The organism is Sporacetigenium mesophilum DSM 16796, from assembly GCF_059569055.1.
In genome coordinates, this window is record NZ_JCANUR010000002.1 from 119,650 (window position 1) to 134,467 (window position 14,818).

Sequence of the window (14,818 nt, forward strand, 5' to 3'; positions counted from 1 at the left end):
TAATATGCATTATTTTATAAATATACAAATATTATAAATAAAAGTGGATTAAGGAGGAATGTGATGTCTACAAAAGAAATGGCATTAAGATTGTTAGTTGCACTTTTAATAGGGGGGATGACTGGGATAGAAAGAGAGAGATCTCATCAATTTGCTGGTTTTAGAACGCATATATTAGTAGCAGTAGGGTCTTGCATATCGTCTATAACATCTATAATGCTGTTTACTGAATTTAGTTATAAATATAATATAGACCCAGCTAGATTGTCTGCACAAGTGTTGTCAGGAATAGGTTTTTTAGGAGCAGGGGCTATACTAAAAACATCTAATGGAATAAGAGGCCTTACAACAGCTGCTGGTATATGGACTACAGCCTGTATAGGTATAGCGGTAGGTTTTGGATATTATGAATTAAGTATACTAGCATGGTTATTTGTAATGACAACATTATATATATTGAAATATCTAGATAGAAAGCTGTTTAAAAGAAAATTGACTGTATTTACTGTTAAAACTTACAGTACAGCAATAGTACCTTTAATATTTGAAATATTAGAGGAAAACAGTATAATAGTTAAAAATATGAATATAACAGAAACAGAAGATAACAAACGAAATATAAATTTTACAATATTACATGATAGAAGAATAGTATTAAATGAGCTAATAAAAGAATTAGATGATGTAAAAAATATAATTAGTATAGACTATTTAGAGTAAACTATTATAAAATATTAAATTAATACATGATTAAAAAAATAAGATTGAGGTGTATAAATTGAGCAAAAGAATAAGATTAGTAACTGACAGTTCTTGTGATTTACCTAATAATTTATTACAAGAGAATAATATACATGTAGTTCCACTAAATGTTTTATTTGAAGAAGAAAGTTTTGTATCAGGAGTTGAAATAGACAATGAAACTTTTTACTCAAAAATGAAAAATAGCACAAATCTTCCTAAGACTTCTAGCCCATCTCCTGACAGATTTTTAGAAAAGTTTGATTGCGAAGAAGAAGAGATTTTAGTAATATGTTTATCCTCTAAATTGTCTAGTACGTATAATAATGCATTAATTGCTAAAAATATGTATTTAGAAGGCAATTCTTCAAAAAAAATAGAAGTAATAGATACATTAAGTGGATCATTGGGAATAAGTATATTAGTTTTAAAAGCAGCAGAGCTAATAAATTCAGGAAAACCTTTAGATGAAATAGTAAGTATAATAGAAAAAGAAAAAGAAAATATAAGGGTATATGTAGCGTTAGATACACTAGAAAATGCAGTTAAAGGTGGAAGAGTCCATGCTTTTGCAGGAAAAATAATAAATGCCCTAAACTTAAAAGTAATAGTTAAAGTTGAAGATGGTCTAGTAAAGACACATGATAAAGCTAGAGGTGAAGTGAAAAGTATTAGAAAATTATTAGAAATTATGGAGGAACATATAACTGATATACCTAATAAAGTAATAGGTATAGCTCATGGAAATTGTGAGGAAAAGGCTTTAAAGCTTAAAAGTATGATAGAAGAAAAATACAATTTCAAAAGTATATTAATGAGTGAAATAGGTCCTATAATAGGAACTTATGCAGCTGAAGGGGCTCTTCTTATAAGTTTTAATTAACTCTTAAAAAAGGAGAAAGATAATATGGGAATAGAGAGAAGTAATATAGAAGAAAAATATAAATGGAATATAGATTCTATGTATTCGGATAAAGAAAAGATAGATTCTGATATAAAAAAAGTTAATGATATAATAGGGGAAATACAAAAGTATAAAGGGAAACTAGCAGATAGTAAAGAAAATTTATATAATGCCTTAAACTTATCTGAGAAAGCGTCTAGAATATTACAAAGCTTATACGTATATACTCACATGAAACAACATGAAGATACCAGAATAAATGCAAATCAGGGGTGGGCTACTAAAACTGATATGTTAGCTACTCAGTTGTCTACATCTGTATCATATATGGTTCCAGAAATAATATCTATGGATGAAGACAAGCTAAATGAATATCTAAAGGATGAAAAGCTTAAATTTTATAAGAAATCCATAGATGATATATTAAGAGAAAAACCGCATACATTATCTGAAAAGGAAGAAGAACTATTAGCTGCAGTTGGTGATATAGCATCTGTTCCAGACAAGGTATTTGAAATGTTTTCTTTTGCAGATATGAAGTTTCCGGAAATAAAAGATGAAAATGGAGATATCGTAAGGCTCACTCATCAAAACTTTACTAAAATGCTTCAAAGTAAAGATAGAAGAGTTAGAAAAGATGCATTTGAAAATGTATATGCAACATATGAATCATACAAAAACACATTTTCATCTACATTGTATGGCGGAATAAAAAAAGAGATCTTTTATTCAAAGGCTAGAAAATATGAGTCTGCACTTCAGTCGTCACTTTTTAAAGACGATATAAGTGTATCTGTATATAATAACTTAATAGATGCAGTGTCTGAAAGTTTAGATACTTTTAATAAATACTTAAACTTAAAAAAGGAGTTTCTTGAATTAGAAGAATTCCATATGTATGATTTATATGTTCCTTTAGCTTCTCAGTTAGACATGAAGATACCTTATGAAAAAGCTCAAGAGATAATAATAGAAGCTCTTAAACCCTTAGGAGAAGACTATATTAGTGTTTTAAAAAGAGCTTTTTCTGAGCGTTGGATAGATGTATATGAAAATGAAGGCAAACAAGGCGGCGCTTATTCATGGGGAAGCTACGATTCAGTACCGTATATACTAATGAGTTATAAAGATGATTTAAATTCATTATTTACATTGGTTCATGAATTAGGTCACTCTCTTCATAGTTATTACTCAAAAACTAGTCAGCCTTATTTATATTCAGGATACAAGATATTTGTTGCAGAAGTAGCATCTACATTAAATGAATTGTTACTTATGAACTATATGCTTGAAAATGCAAAATCAAAAGAAGAACGTTTCTATCTGTTAAATTACTATTTAGAGCAGTTTAGAACAACGGTATATAGACAAACTATGTTTGCTGAATTTGAAAAAATCACTCATGAAAAAGCAGAAGGTGGAGAACCTTTAACATCAGATGAATTTTATGAAATATATTATAATTTAAATAAAAAATATTATGGAGATAGTATGGAAGTAGATAAACAAATAGGTTTAGAATGGGCTAGAGTTCCTCATTTCTATAATAATTTCTATGTATATAAATATGCTACAGGTTTTTCAGCAGCTAGCGCTTTAAGCCAACAGATATTAAGTGAAGGAAAGCCAGCAGTAGATAGATATTTAGAGTTTCTAAAAAGTGGAGGATCTGATTATCCATTAAACCAATTAAGAAAAGCAGGAGTAGATATGGAGAAAAAAGAATCCATAGAAAGTGCCTTAGAGGTGTTCAAAAACTTAGTCGATGAATTAGAAGATGAAAAGAGACGTTAAAAACGTCTCTTTTTTATATTTAAGGAAACAACAACTTCTTGAGCAAGGTCTCTGCTTTTAAGGTCGTTGGCTACATGAGTGCAGCGAATTTTTACACTCTATTAACAATTTTTACATACACATAACTCTACCTTAACTTTTACTTAACATGCAAGCTGTATTCTAATGATGTAGCAAATAAGAAAGTAAAATAAAAACTTAAGAATATATGGAGGGAAATTACTATGTCTTTAAAGAAAAACATGAGTAAATTAGTTTCATTAGGTTTAGTTGGAGTTTTATCAGCAGGTATATTGGTAGGGTGTGGAAGTTCCAACCAAGGAGGAAATACTTCTGATTTAAAAGGAACGGTAATAATAGATGGATCAAGCACAGTATTTCCTATATCTGAAGGTGTTGCAGAAGAATTTGGAAAACAAAACCAAGGAGTTAACGTAACGGTAGGAACGTCTGGTACTGGTGGAGGCTTTGAAAAATTCTTAAAAGGGGAAATAGATATAGCTGATGCATCAAGAGGAATTAAAGATGAGGAAAAAGCTGAAGCTGAAAAAGCCGGAATAAAATATAAGGAAATAGAAGTTGCATATGACGGTATAACAATAGTTATAAACCCACAAAATACTTGGGCCAAAGATATAACAACAGATGAGTTAAAGAAAATATGGGAGCCAAACAGTACAGTTAAAATGTGGAGTGACGTAAGAACTGAATGGCCAAAGGAAGAAATAAAATTATATGGACCAGGTAGTGAATCAGGAACATTTGAGTATTTTACTGAAGAAATCAACGGTGAAAAGGCAGCTATAAGAACTGATTATACAGCAAGTGAGGATGATAACGTATTAGTTACAGGTGTCGCTGGTGATAAAAATGCTATGGGATTCTTTGGATATTCTTACTACTATGAAAATCAAGATAAGTTAGCTGCGGTATCAGTAAACGGAGTTGCTCCAAATCACGAAACAATACAAAACAAAACTTATGCTCCATTATCTAGACCATTATATATATATGTAAGTGAAAAAGCATTATTAGAAAAACCAGAAGTTAAAGCTTATGTTGAGTTCTATTTAGGTGAAGTTGGAAAAGAAATAGCATCTCAAGTTGGATATGTTGCTTTACCCGACTCTGAATATACAAAAATGTTAGAAGAAGTTCAAGAGGTAAAATAACCTAAATAAGAGTATAGAAAGGACTGCATAAATGCAGTCTTTTTTTAATTACAAGGATATCTAAAACATAAGCTTAAGCAAGATTTCTAACTTTTAAAGCTGCTGTAGACATGAAGAACGCGATTTTTTACATTTTATTAACATTCTTTACATACTTCTAACATAACCTTAATCTTTAGTTAACATATAAGATGTATGCTGATATTTCAAAGCAATATAAAAATTGTATGAGTATAAATTATTTACTCATAGTAAAAAATGAATTTATAGTAATGTATATTATATTTACAGGGCGGTGTAATTTATGGCAAAAAACAATAGATATTTCAAAAAAAATATAACAAAATTATTGGTAATATCTCTATCGATTATGTTATTAAGTGGCTTAACTGTTGGATGTTCTAAAAATAATGAAAAATCCATATTTATAGATGGGTCAAGTACGGTATTTCCAATAACGGAGGCTATAGGCGAGGAATATTCAAAGGCAAATAGAGGAGTTAAGATAACTATAGGAGCTGGAGGTACAGGGGCAGGTATAGAAAAATTAATAAAAGGCGAAATCGATATAGCCGATGCATCTAGACATATAAAAGATGAAGAATTAGAAAAGGCAAATAAAGCTAATACAAATATTAAAGAACTAGTTATAGCTAATGATGGAATAACTATAGCTGTTAATAAACAAAATGACTGGTGTACAGACATAACTACTGAAGAATTAAAAATGATATGGGAACCAAATAGTAAAGTTACAAATTGGAGTGATGTAAGACCTGAATGGCCTAATGAAGAAATAAGATTATATGGACCAGGTAGCGAGTCTGGAACATTTGAATATTTCACTGAAGAAATTACAGGAGAAGCTGGAGCTATAAGAACGGATTATACGGCAAGTGAAGATGATAATGTGCTAGTGACTGGGGTACAAGGAGATAAATATTCAATAGGATTCTTTGGATTTGCTTATTACTACGAAAATACTGATAAGTTAAAATCAGTTAAGGTAAATGGTATAGAACCAACTCAAGAAACTATACAAAGTGGAGAATATGCTCCTTTATCAAGAGCTTTATATTTATATATAAATGTAGATAATATGAATAAAAAGCCTTTGATGAAAGGTTTTATTGAATATTATCTAGGTGAAGGTAGAAAAATAGTTCCAAGCACGGGTTATGTTGCACTACCAGATAAAGATTATGATAAGCAATTAAAAGAAATATCATCTAGTAAATAAGAAAGGATACCCTAGGGTATCCTTTCTTATTTACTAGTGTTCAAATTTAATATAGTATATTACAAAATAAAAACGACAAACTAATTATAGAAAAAATATATTGAATTAACATACACTTAACAAAGTTAACATATACATAACGCCTATTTAACAAAAATTAAATATAGGAGTGTTAATCTAAGGATGTAAAATAAATTAAGATAAACAATGCAAAATATCAGGAGGAAATGGGATGAAGAAGACTAAAGAAAAAATAATTAAATATATTCTTGCAACTTTTGGAAGTATATCTGTACTCGTTACAATAGGTATATTCTTAATCTTAATATATGAGAGTTTAGCATTTTTTAAACAGGTTCCATTAACAGAATTTTTATTTTCTAAACAATGGACTCCTTTATTAAATCCAAAACACTATGGTATATTACCTTTATTATCAGGTACGTTTTTAATTGTAGTATTTTCATCACTTATATCTATACCTATAGGACTTTTAAGTTCAATATATTTAAGTGAATATGCAGATAAAAGGGTTAGAAAGTTTATAAAGCCTTTATTAGAAATATTAGCAGGTATACCATCTATAGTATATGGATTTTTCGCATTAACTACTATAACTCCAGTTTTACAAAATATATTCCCTCAAACTAGTATATATAATGCATTAAGTGCTGCTATAGCAGTAGGAGTAATGACTCTACCAATGGTAGCATCTTTAAGTGAAGATTCAATGCAAGCAGTGCCAAGTAGCTTAAGAGAAGCTGCGTATGCACTTGGTCTTACAAAGCAGGAGACTGTAAGAGGAGTAGTTTTACCTGCAGCTATATCAGGTATAATATCATCGTTTATACTGGCTATATCAAGAGCTATAGGTGAAACAATGATAGTTGCATTAGCTGCTGGGTCTAATCCAAAACTTACCTTAAATCCTCTTGAAAGTATACAGACAATGACAGGATTTATAGCCCAAGTAAGTCAAGGTGATATAGCTCAAGGTTCTATAGAATCTCAAACTTTATATGTAGTTGGCTTAGTGTTATTCTTGTTAACTTTATCTATGAATATATTGGCAAGATATATAACTAATAAAATGAGGGAGGAATATTAATAATGAGTCATTCAAATATAAAAGCACGTAAGCGTAATGATAATATATTCCACGGCATATTAATACTTTCAGTACTATTTTCATTGAGTATATTAGTTGCATTGTTCGGTAGAGTTATTGTAGATGGAATTTCTCATTTAACGCCACAATTTATTTTTAATTATACATCTAGAATACCATCTCAAGCAGGCGTTGCTGCAGCTCTTGCTGGATCTATATGGGTTATATTAATTACAATAATAATTGCGTTCCCTCTAGGAGTTGGAACAGCTCTATATTTAGAAGAATATGCATCAAAAAATAAATTTACATCTTTAATACAAGTTAATATAAATAATCTAGCAGGTATACCTTCAGTTGTATATGGTATATTTGGACTAACATTATTTGTAAGATTACTTGGATTAGGAAGAAGTATTATGGCTGGATCGTTAACAATGGCACTTCTAATATTGCCTTTAATAATAGTATCTTCTCAAGAAGCATTAAAAACAGTTCCAAGAGATTTAAAAGAAGCTTCTTATGGTTTAGGTGTTAGCAAATGGGATACTATAATGGGAGTTATAATTCCTTACTCTATGCCAGGAATACTTACAGGTACAATACTTGCTATATCAAGGGCATTAGGAGAAGCTGCACCATTATTACTTGTAGGTGGAGCAGCAGCTATATGGTTCTCACCTTCATCTCCACTTGATCAATTTACAACACTACCGCTTCAAATATATTCTTGGGCTGGGAAGCCACAGGCGGAGTTTCAAAATGTTGCTTCTGCTGGGATAATATTATTACTTGGATTATTAATACTGACAAATTTAACAGCGATATTATTAAGAAATAAATATCAAGATAGAATAAAACGTTAAGGAGGACAAGATTATGTCTAACACGAAGATAAAAGTTAATAATCTAGATTTTTATTATGGGGATTTTAAGGCATTAAAAAACATAAATATTGATATAGAAAAAAATAAGGTAACTGCATTTATAGGTCCTTCAGGATGTGGTAAGTCGACATTTCTAAGAACTTTAAATAGAATGAATGATTTAATAGAAGGAACAAAAGTAGATGGAAATATACTACTAGATGGGAAAGATATATATTCTTCAGACATTGAGGTAGAAGAATTAAGAAAAAGGGTAGGAATGGTATTTCAAAAGCCAAATCCATTTCCAAAATCTATATATGAAAATATAGTGTATGCACCAAAAAGACATGGTATAAATAATAAAAAGGAATTAGATGAAATAGTAGAAAAAAGTTTAAGAGGAGCAGCACTTTGGGATGAAGTTAAAGATAGATTGGATAAATCAGCTTGGGCTTTATCAGGAGGTCAGCAACAAAGGCTGTGTATAGCTAGAACTATAGCTATGCAACCAGAGGTAATACTAATGGATGAACCAACTTCTGCATTAGATCCAATAGCAACTGCAAAGGTAGAAGAATTAGTAGAAAATCTTAAAAAGAATTTTACAATAGTTATTGTTACTCATTCAATGCAACAAGCAGCTAGAATATCAGATAATACAGCATTTTTCTTAATGGGAGAAATAATAGAGCTTGATGAGACTAAAAAGATATTTACTGCTCCAAGAGATAAGAGAACTGAAGATTATATAACAGGAAGATTTGGCTAAGATATAGAATAATAATAAAAACTATAGAATAGGGGTGTAATCTAAGTGGAACAAAAAGGTATAGATTTAAATATAGAGACACTTAAAAACTATACAATTAAAATGATTGAGAAGTGTGAAGAATTAGTTATAAAATCTGTAGAGGCTATGGTAGCCAAGGATTTAGATGCATGTAGAGAAGTTATTAAAAAAGATGATGAAATAGATTCATTAAGGGACTATATAAGAGAAAGAAGCATAGAGCTTATAGCATTAAAACAGCCAATGGCTAAAGATCTAAGAACTATATATGCTTTAGGTACGATAGCTTTGGACTTAGAGAGAATCGGCGATTATTCTGTAAATATAGCTATGGAAACTATAAAAATAGGAAATGAAGAACATGTAGAACCTCTTATAGATATCCCTAAAATGAGTGATATATGTGCAGATATGCTAAGAAGAATTAAAGATGCACTAATATTAGGTGATGACAAATTAGCATACCAAATAGCTTTAGAAGATGATATAGTTGATAATTTATACCATGATGTATATATAGATGCATTAGCTGCTATGCACAGAGATAGTAGAAATATCAATCAAGGGGTTAAATTATTAGCTGTTGGAAGATATTTAGAGAGAATTGGAGATCACATAACCAATATATGCGAAAGTATAATATATACTGTTAGTGGAGAAATGATAGAATTCGATTAAGCTGGTAGAAATGCCAGCTTTTTTATTTTTTATTAACAATAAACATATAGAGAACATAATATATACTAGATATAATTTGTACAATTTATATCTAGTATATATTGACATCAGGGGGTAAGATAATGCAATATAATTATTATCAATACTGTGAACAAATGGCTAATAGGCACTATCCAAAGGTATATAGAGTTTTAGTACAACATGTAATATATGTTTGTGATAGATATGATCAAAACGAAGATATGTATCCATTTCCTAGCGATGAAAGAATAGAAGAAATGACTGATATGATAATGGATAGATATGAAAGAGATAATAACAGATCAATAGAAGAAGAAGATGAATTAACTAGACAATATGGACGTAGATTTGTTAGAGATTTAGGTCTAATACTTCTTCTACAAAGACTTCTTGGAAGAAGAAGAAGAAGATATAGTTATCCTGGATATGGATATCCTGGTTATGGTTACCCTGGATATTTTGGATATTAATATTAAATATTTCAATATGCCGTTGATAATTTATCAACGGTTATTTTTTAATTACAGCGAATTTTTATTAGTTTTGTAACAAAATATTTTTAAAAATCATAAAATACTATAGTACTACAGGAGAGGAGGCTTGGACATGTATAACTATTATGATTACTGTGAGACTATATCAAAAAACTATTACCCGAAAATATATACTATATTAACTGAGCATGTAAAAAACATTTGCGAAGAGTGTGATAAAAATAAATATATGTATCCATTTCCTACACAAGATAAATTCAAAGAATTGGTAGATAATATTCATGAGTCATATACAAGAGAATTTTATCGTAAAGTAAATGAAGGTGAAGATACGGCCGGCTATTATAGATATTATGAAGACTATCTCCTTAAAGATATTATTAAAATACTTTTAATTGAAGAAATTTTAAAAAGAAGAAAAAAGTATAAAAATTATCCATATTTTTATTAATATACAAAGCCTTTTTAAAAGGCTTTTTTATATTTAAGGAAATTATAATTTATCTGTTTTTTAAGGTCGTTGGCGACATGAGCAAAGCGAATTTTTTATATTGTTATAAAAATTTCAAATTAATGGTATCATAATATAGAAAATATAAGTAGGGGGTGTTATGGCTTGAAGTTACAGAAAATAGGAATGAGAACTATAAAAACAGGAATTGGTGTATCCTTATCTGTTTTAGTTGGAACCATAGGAATACTACAAAACCCACTATATGCAGCTATAGCATGTGTAGTGACTATGCAAAACACAGTAAAAGGTTCATTAAAAGCAGGTACAAATAGAATAAAAGGAACTGTAGTGGGGGCTATAATTGGATACTTATTTGCATTGATACATCCTGGAGATCCTATATTAACTGGTGTAGGTATAATAGCTTTAATATATATATGTAATATGCTTAATATAAAAAAATCCGTATCTATAGCATCTGTAGTATTTTGTTCTATATTACTAGGTGTTGGTGAACAAAACGTATTATTGTATTCAATAAATAGAACTGTAGATACGGCAGCAGGGATAATAATAGCTTTAGTTGTAAACTACTTTATTATTAGACCGGATTATTTAAAAGATGTGTTAAGTGAATTAAAGACAATAGAAAAAAAATCTATGGAATTAATAAAAGAAAAAATAATATATGATAATGATATTGATATAGATAGTTTTAATGAAGAAATAATAAAATTAGAATTAACATATCAACGATTTACAGATGAACTTGAATATAGAAATGATGATATAGAAATAGAAAACCTTAGAAAAACAATAGATGTGTGTAGAGAAATATACTTTCACTTACAATCTATAACTTTATTAAATGAAAAATGTTATTTAAGTAACAAGAATTATACCGAATTAAAAAAGCTATATAAAAAATTTGATTTAAAAAGAGATATTGGCGATGAAGAAAGCCCTGTATTTAATTATCACCTAGGTATGTTAATTAAGGAAATAGGTATAATACACAATTCAAATGAAATAATGGAATAAAGTAGAAATTTTAGAGAACAATAAATAGATATAAACCTTATGAAAGGAACATGAATATGCGCATAAGATTAGGGTACGTAGCTATTGCTTTAAAACTACCTAAAGTTACATCATCAAGTACAGTTACTTATTCCAGATATTCAAAAATGATATCTGAAGAGGAAAAATTAAGAAAATTAAAAGAAGTAACTTTGTCTAACTTAAATGATTTACAAAGAATATTAGAGTACAATATAGAAAACAATATACACTTTTATAGAATAACGTCTAATTTGATACCTCTTGCAACTCATCCTGATGTAAATTGGGATTATAGAAAGTATTTTAAAAAAGACCTTGAGTATATAGGAAAAATAATAAGAAAAAGTAATCTAAGAGTGGATACTCATCCTGACCAATTTAATGTTATAAATAGCGTAAATGAAAAAGTAGTACAGGACACTATAAGAAATTTATCTTTTCATATAAACTTGTTTGAAGATATAAACTATCCAGAAGGAAAAATGGTTATACATATAGGCGGAGGTCAAGGTGGCAAAGAAGAATCTATAAATAGATTTATACATAATTTTAATAACTTTCCAAAAATCATAACTGAAAAATTAATTCTTGAAAATGATGATAAATTATTTACTGCAAAAGAAGTTATGTACATATGTGAAAAATTAAATTGTCCTATGGTATTAGATGTTCACCATCATGTATGTAATAGTAATGATGATGAACTAGAAGACTTAATCGAAGCTATATTCAATACTTGGAAAAATGACATACTACCTCCTAAAATACATTTCTCTAGTCCAAAAGATGGAGAAAAAGATAAAAGACATTCAGATTATATTAATCCTCATGATTTTATAAACTTTATTGAAAAAACGAAAAAACTAAATAGAGATTATGATGTGATGATAGAAGCTAAGCAAAAAGACTTAGCATTATATAGATTAGTAGAAGATATAAAGGAATTAAAAAAAGAATGGAATTGGATCGATGACTCAACACTAGAAATTTAACCAATGAAATAAGGTACACAGGAGGAATTTATATGTCTCAAATAATAGATAATAAACTAGAAAAATATAAAATGAAAATATTTAACCATATTGTTAAGCTAATTTGGGAAGATAATATAGAAGAAATAGATAAATTGCCAGACAAGATATTAGGGGAAGATGTAAAAAATGAAAATGAGCGAGCTATACTAAAAAACTTTATAAGAGTAGTTATGGGTTTAGATCCTATAAACAACTTATATAAAGACGAAAGTTTAAAGGAAATAGTAAATAAGGCTAGAGGGTTAAATGAAATATCAGACCCTATAATAACTGTTATAACTGACGCTTGTAAAAACTGTTCAGAATTAGCTATAAGTGAAGATGGAATTGAACAGTGTAATGTAAGAGATAAACATATGCAATGTAATGAAAATAATAATTGCAGTGGTTGTGGAGACTGTATGAATAATTGTAATTTAGGTGCTATATCAGATAAGGTAGAGTTTGTTCCTATTATAAATATGTTAAAAGATCAAACAGTCCCTGTTTATGCTATAGTAGCACCAGCATACGTAGGTCAATTTGGCCATGATGCTAGTCCAGGAAAGATAAGAGCAGCATTAAAACATATGGGATTTACTGATATGATAGAAGTAGCACTAGCTGCAGATATACTGTCTGCTAAGGAATCCTATGAATATTACCACCATATGAAAACTAATGAAGGAAAATATTTTATAACTAGTTGTTGTTGCCCAGTATGGGTAAGTATGATACAAAAGAATTATACGCAAATAGTAGAAAATGTATCACCTTCAGTATCACCTATGATAGCATGTGGAAGAGCTATAAAAGTAATAAATCCTACTGCTAAGGTTGTATTTATAGGACCTTGCACAGCTAAAAAGAAAGAAATTACCTTAGATGATATAAAAGGAGCAGTAGATTTTGTTTTGACATTTAAAGAAATAGAAGAGATATTCAATGCATTAGAAATAGATGTAAAGAATATGAAAGAAGATAATAGAGTAGAAGCTTCCTTTGCTGGAAGAACTTATGCAAGGGTAGGGGGAGTAAGTAAAGCAATAGAAATTTCAGTAAAAACACTGGGTAATGACATACCATTTGAGGCTATAGCATTTAATGGCACAAAAGAATGTAAAGAGGGATTGGAAAAACTAATAAATGGAGAAGTTAACGCTACATTTATAGAAGGCATGGGATGTATAGGTGGCTGCGTAGGTGGACCTAGAAGGAATTTAAGTGTAGAAGAGGGTACTAGAAATGTAGACAAGTACTCTAATGAAACTTCCATGAAAACTCCATTTGATAATATAAATGTACTTCAATTTTTAACATCATTGGGCATAAAGAAAATAGAATTCTTAGATTCGTATAATCAGAAAGAAAATGTATCTGATATATTTAGAAGAAAATTCATATAACTAAATAAAAAAATATAGAAGGCTAGATACTAAGTTATCTAGCTTTTTATATTTTAATAAGGCTACTTACAAAACTGTAACTTGTCGATTGTTGGGGGAAATGGTAAGCTAATACTGTCGTATTATTTATGAAATATATTTAGGGGGAGCAGTAGTATGGGAAAAAACATCAAAATAATAGGAAGTTTTCTTTTAACTTTTGTTGTATTATTCTATATAGCAAAAAACTATTCTTTATCATACGATAATTATAATATAAATGATGAGCAATTAGCTAACAATACATTAACAAGACTAATAAAGGAATCTAGTGAGATTGATGAAAGAGGTCCAAAACCTAGACCTGAAAAGATAGCATATATTACAATTGATGATGGACCTTCAAAATATACTGATGAAATTATAAAAATACTAGAAAAACACAATGTAAAAGCAACATTTTTCATGATAGATGGGAATATGAAAAGCTATCCAGAACAAGTAAAAAACATAGTAAATAGTGGACATACTCCAGCATTTCATAGTGTTACCCATAATATACATAAAATTTATAAAAGTTCGAAACACACTGTAGAAGAGTTTGATACATGTAAGGAAACCCTATACAACATAACAGGGGTTAAGAGCAATATTATGAGGCTACCTTATGGAAGTAAACCATATATGCCAAATGATTCATATAAGGCTCTTGTAGAATTAGAATATAAAATTTGGGATTGGAATTTAGACACTGAAGATTGGAAAGCTAGTTCAGAGGATATAATAAATAACGTAAAAAATCATTTAAATGGAAAAGATGATGTAGTTTTATTAATGCATGAAAAAGATCAAACAGTACAATCATTAGATCAAATGATAACATATCTGAAATCTAAAGGATATGTACTTATGAAAATAAACGAAAAAGATATTCCTCAAAATTATTGGCTAAATAGTTTTAAAAATAATTAATATTGACAATAATAATCAGGATATATATAATCTATATAAATAAAAATATTTAAAAGCTATGAAAAAGAGGAGTATGTAAATACAACTTACAGAGATGAAAATCCTAGGGTGGAAGATTTTC

15 protein-coding genes and 1 other annotated feature (1 of these 16 cut by a window edge) are annotated in these 14,818 nt (G+C 29.1%); all 15 genes read left to right on the forward strand.

Annotation, left to right across the window (positions count from 1 at the left end; genetic code table 11):
• Positions 1 to 63: 63 nt before the first annotated feature.
• The 15 genes from BS62_RS03695 (at position 64) to BS62_RS03765 (ending at position 14,697) form a co-directional block, all read left to right on the forward strand.
• A complete protein-coding gene (locus BS62_RS03695) occupies positions 64 to 720 on the forward strand; it encodes an MgtC/SapB family protein (protein WP_496489899.1) in 657 nt (218 codons plus the stop codon).
• Between the two features lie 58 nt (positions 721 to 778).
• On the forward strand, positions 779 to 1,624 hold the full coding sequence (locus BS62_RS03700) for a DegV family protein (protein WP_496489900.1): 846 nt from the start codon (positions 779 to 781) through the stop codon (positions 1,622 to 1,624).
• 24 nt (positions 1,625 to 1,648) lie between these two features.
• On the forward strand, positions 1,649 to 3,439 hold the full coding sequence (gene pepF, locus BS62_RS03705) for an oligoendopeptidase F (protein ID WP_496489901.1): 1,791 nt from the start codon (positions 1,649 to 1,651) through the stop codon (positions 3,437 to 3,439).
• A 224-nt stretch (positions 3,440 to 3,663) separates the two neighbouring features.
• Positions 3,664 to 4,611: a PstS family phosphate ABC transporter substrate-binding protein gene (locus BS62_RS03710; protein ID WP_496489902.1), complete on the forward strand. Its 948-nt coding sequence runs from the start codon at positions 3,664 to 3,666 to the stop codon at positions 4,609 to 4,611.
• Positions 4,612 to 4,915: 304 nt separating this feature from the next.
• On the forward strand, positions 4,916 to 5,851 hold the full coding sequence (locus BS62_RS03715) for a PstS family phosphate ABC transporter substrate-binding protein (protein ID WP_496489903.1): 936 nt from the start codon (positions 4,916 to 4,918) through the stop codon (positions 5,849 to 5,851).
• A gap of 232 nt (positions 5,852 to 6,083) precedes the next feature.
• Positions 6,084 to 6,959 (forward strand): phosphate ABC transporter permease subunit PstC, encoded by an 876-nt coding sequence (pstC, locus tag BS62_RS03720; protein ID WP_496489904.1) that lies wholly within the window; start codon positions 6,084 to 6,086, stop codon positions 6,957 to 6,959.
• A 2-nt stretch (positions 6,960 to 6,961) separates the two neighbouring features.
• Positions 6,962 to 7,825: a phosphate ABC transporter permease PstA gene (gene pstA, locus BS62_RS03725; protein WP_496489905.1), complete on the forward strand. Its 864-nt coding sequence runs from the start codon at positions 6,962 to 6,964 to the stop codon at positions 7,823 to 7,825.
• 13 nt (positions 7,826 to 7,838) lie between these two features.
• Entirely contained in the window at positions 7,839 to 8,597 is a 759-nt protein-coding gene (gene pstB / locus BS62_RS03730; protein ID WP_496489906.1) for a phosphate ABC transporter ATP-binding protein PstB, read from the forward strand.
• 45 nt (positions 8,598 to 8,642) lie between these two features.
• Positions 8,643 to 9,296 carry a phosphate signaling complex protein PhoU gene (gene phoU, locus BS62_RS03735; protein WP_496489907.1) on the forward strand — a complete coding sequence of 218 codons (654 nt, stop codon included), beginning with the start codon at positions 8,643 to 8,645 and terminating at the stop codon, positions 9,294 to 9,296.
• Between the two features lie 122 nt (positions 9,297 to 9,418).
• On the forward strand, positions 9,419 to 9,787 hold the full coding sequence (locus BS62_RS03740) for a hypothetical protein (protein WP_496489908.1): 369 nt from the start codon (positions 9,419 to 9,421) through the stop codon (positions 9,785 to 9,787).
• A 136-nt stretch (positions 9,788 to 9,923) separates the two neighbouring features.
• The gene (locus BS62_RS03745) at positions 9,924 to 10,262 is read left to right on the forward strand and encodes a hypothetical protein (protein WP_496489909.1); all 339 of its coding nucleotides are present in this window, start codon (positions 9,924 to 9,926) and stop codon (positions 10,260 to 10,262) included.
• A gap of 165 nt (positions 10,263 to 10,427) precedes the next feature.
• Complete coding sequence (locus BS62_RS03750; protein WP_496489910.1) at positions 10,428 to 11,306, forward strand: FUSC family protein; 879 nt, start codon at positions 10,428 to 10,430, stop codon at positions 11,304 to 11,306.
• Between the two features lie 56 nt (positions 11,307 to 11,362).
• Positions 11,363 to 12,319: a UV DNA damage repair endonuclease UvsE gene (uvsE, locus tag BS62_RS03755; protein ID WP_496489911.1), complete on the forward strand. Its 957-nt coding sequence runs from the start codon at positions 11,363 to 11,365 to the stop codon at positions 12,317 to 12,319.
• Positions 12,320 to 12,351: 32 nt separating this feature from the next.
• Positions 12,352 to 13,746: a [Fe-Fe] hydrogenase large subunit C-terminal domain-containing protein gene (locus BS62_RS03760; protein ID WP_496489912.1), complete on the forward strand. Its 1,395-nt coding sequence runs from the start codon at positions 12,352 to 12,354 to the stop codon at positions 13,744 to 13,746.
• Between the two features lie 156 nt (positions 13,747 to 13,902).
• Positions 13,903 to 14,697, forward strand: coding sequence for a polysaccharide deacetylase family protein (locus tag BS62_RS03765; protein WP_496489913.1), 795 nt, complete (start codon positions 13,903 to 13,905; stop codon positions 14,695 to 14,697).
• A 49-nt stretch (positions 14,698 to 14,746) separates the two neighbouring features.
• Positions 14,747 to 14,818 (forward strand) — a binding site (T-box leader); it runs 139 nt beyond the window's last position.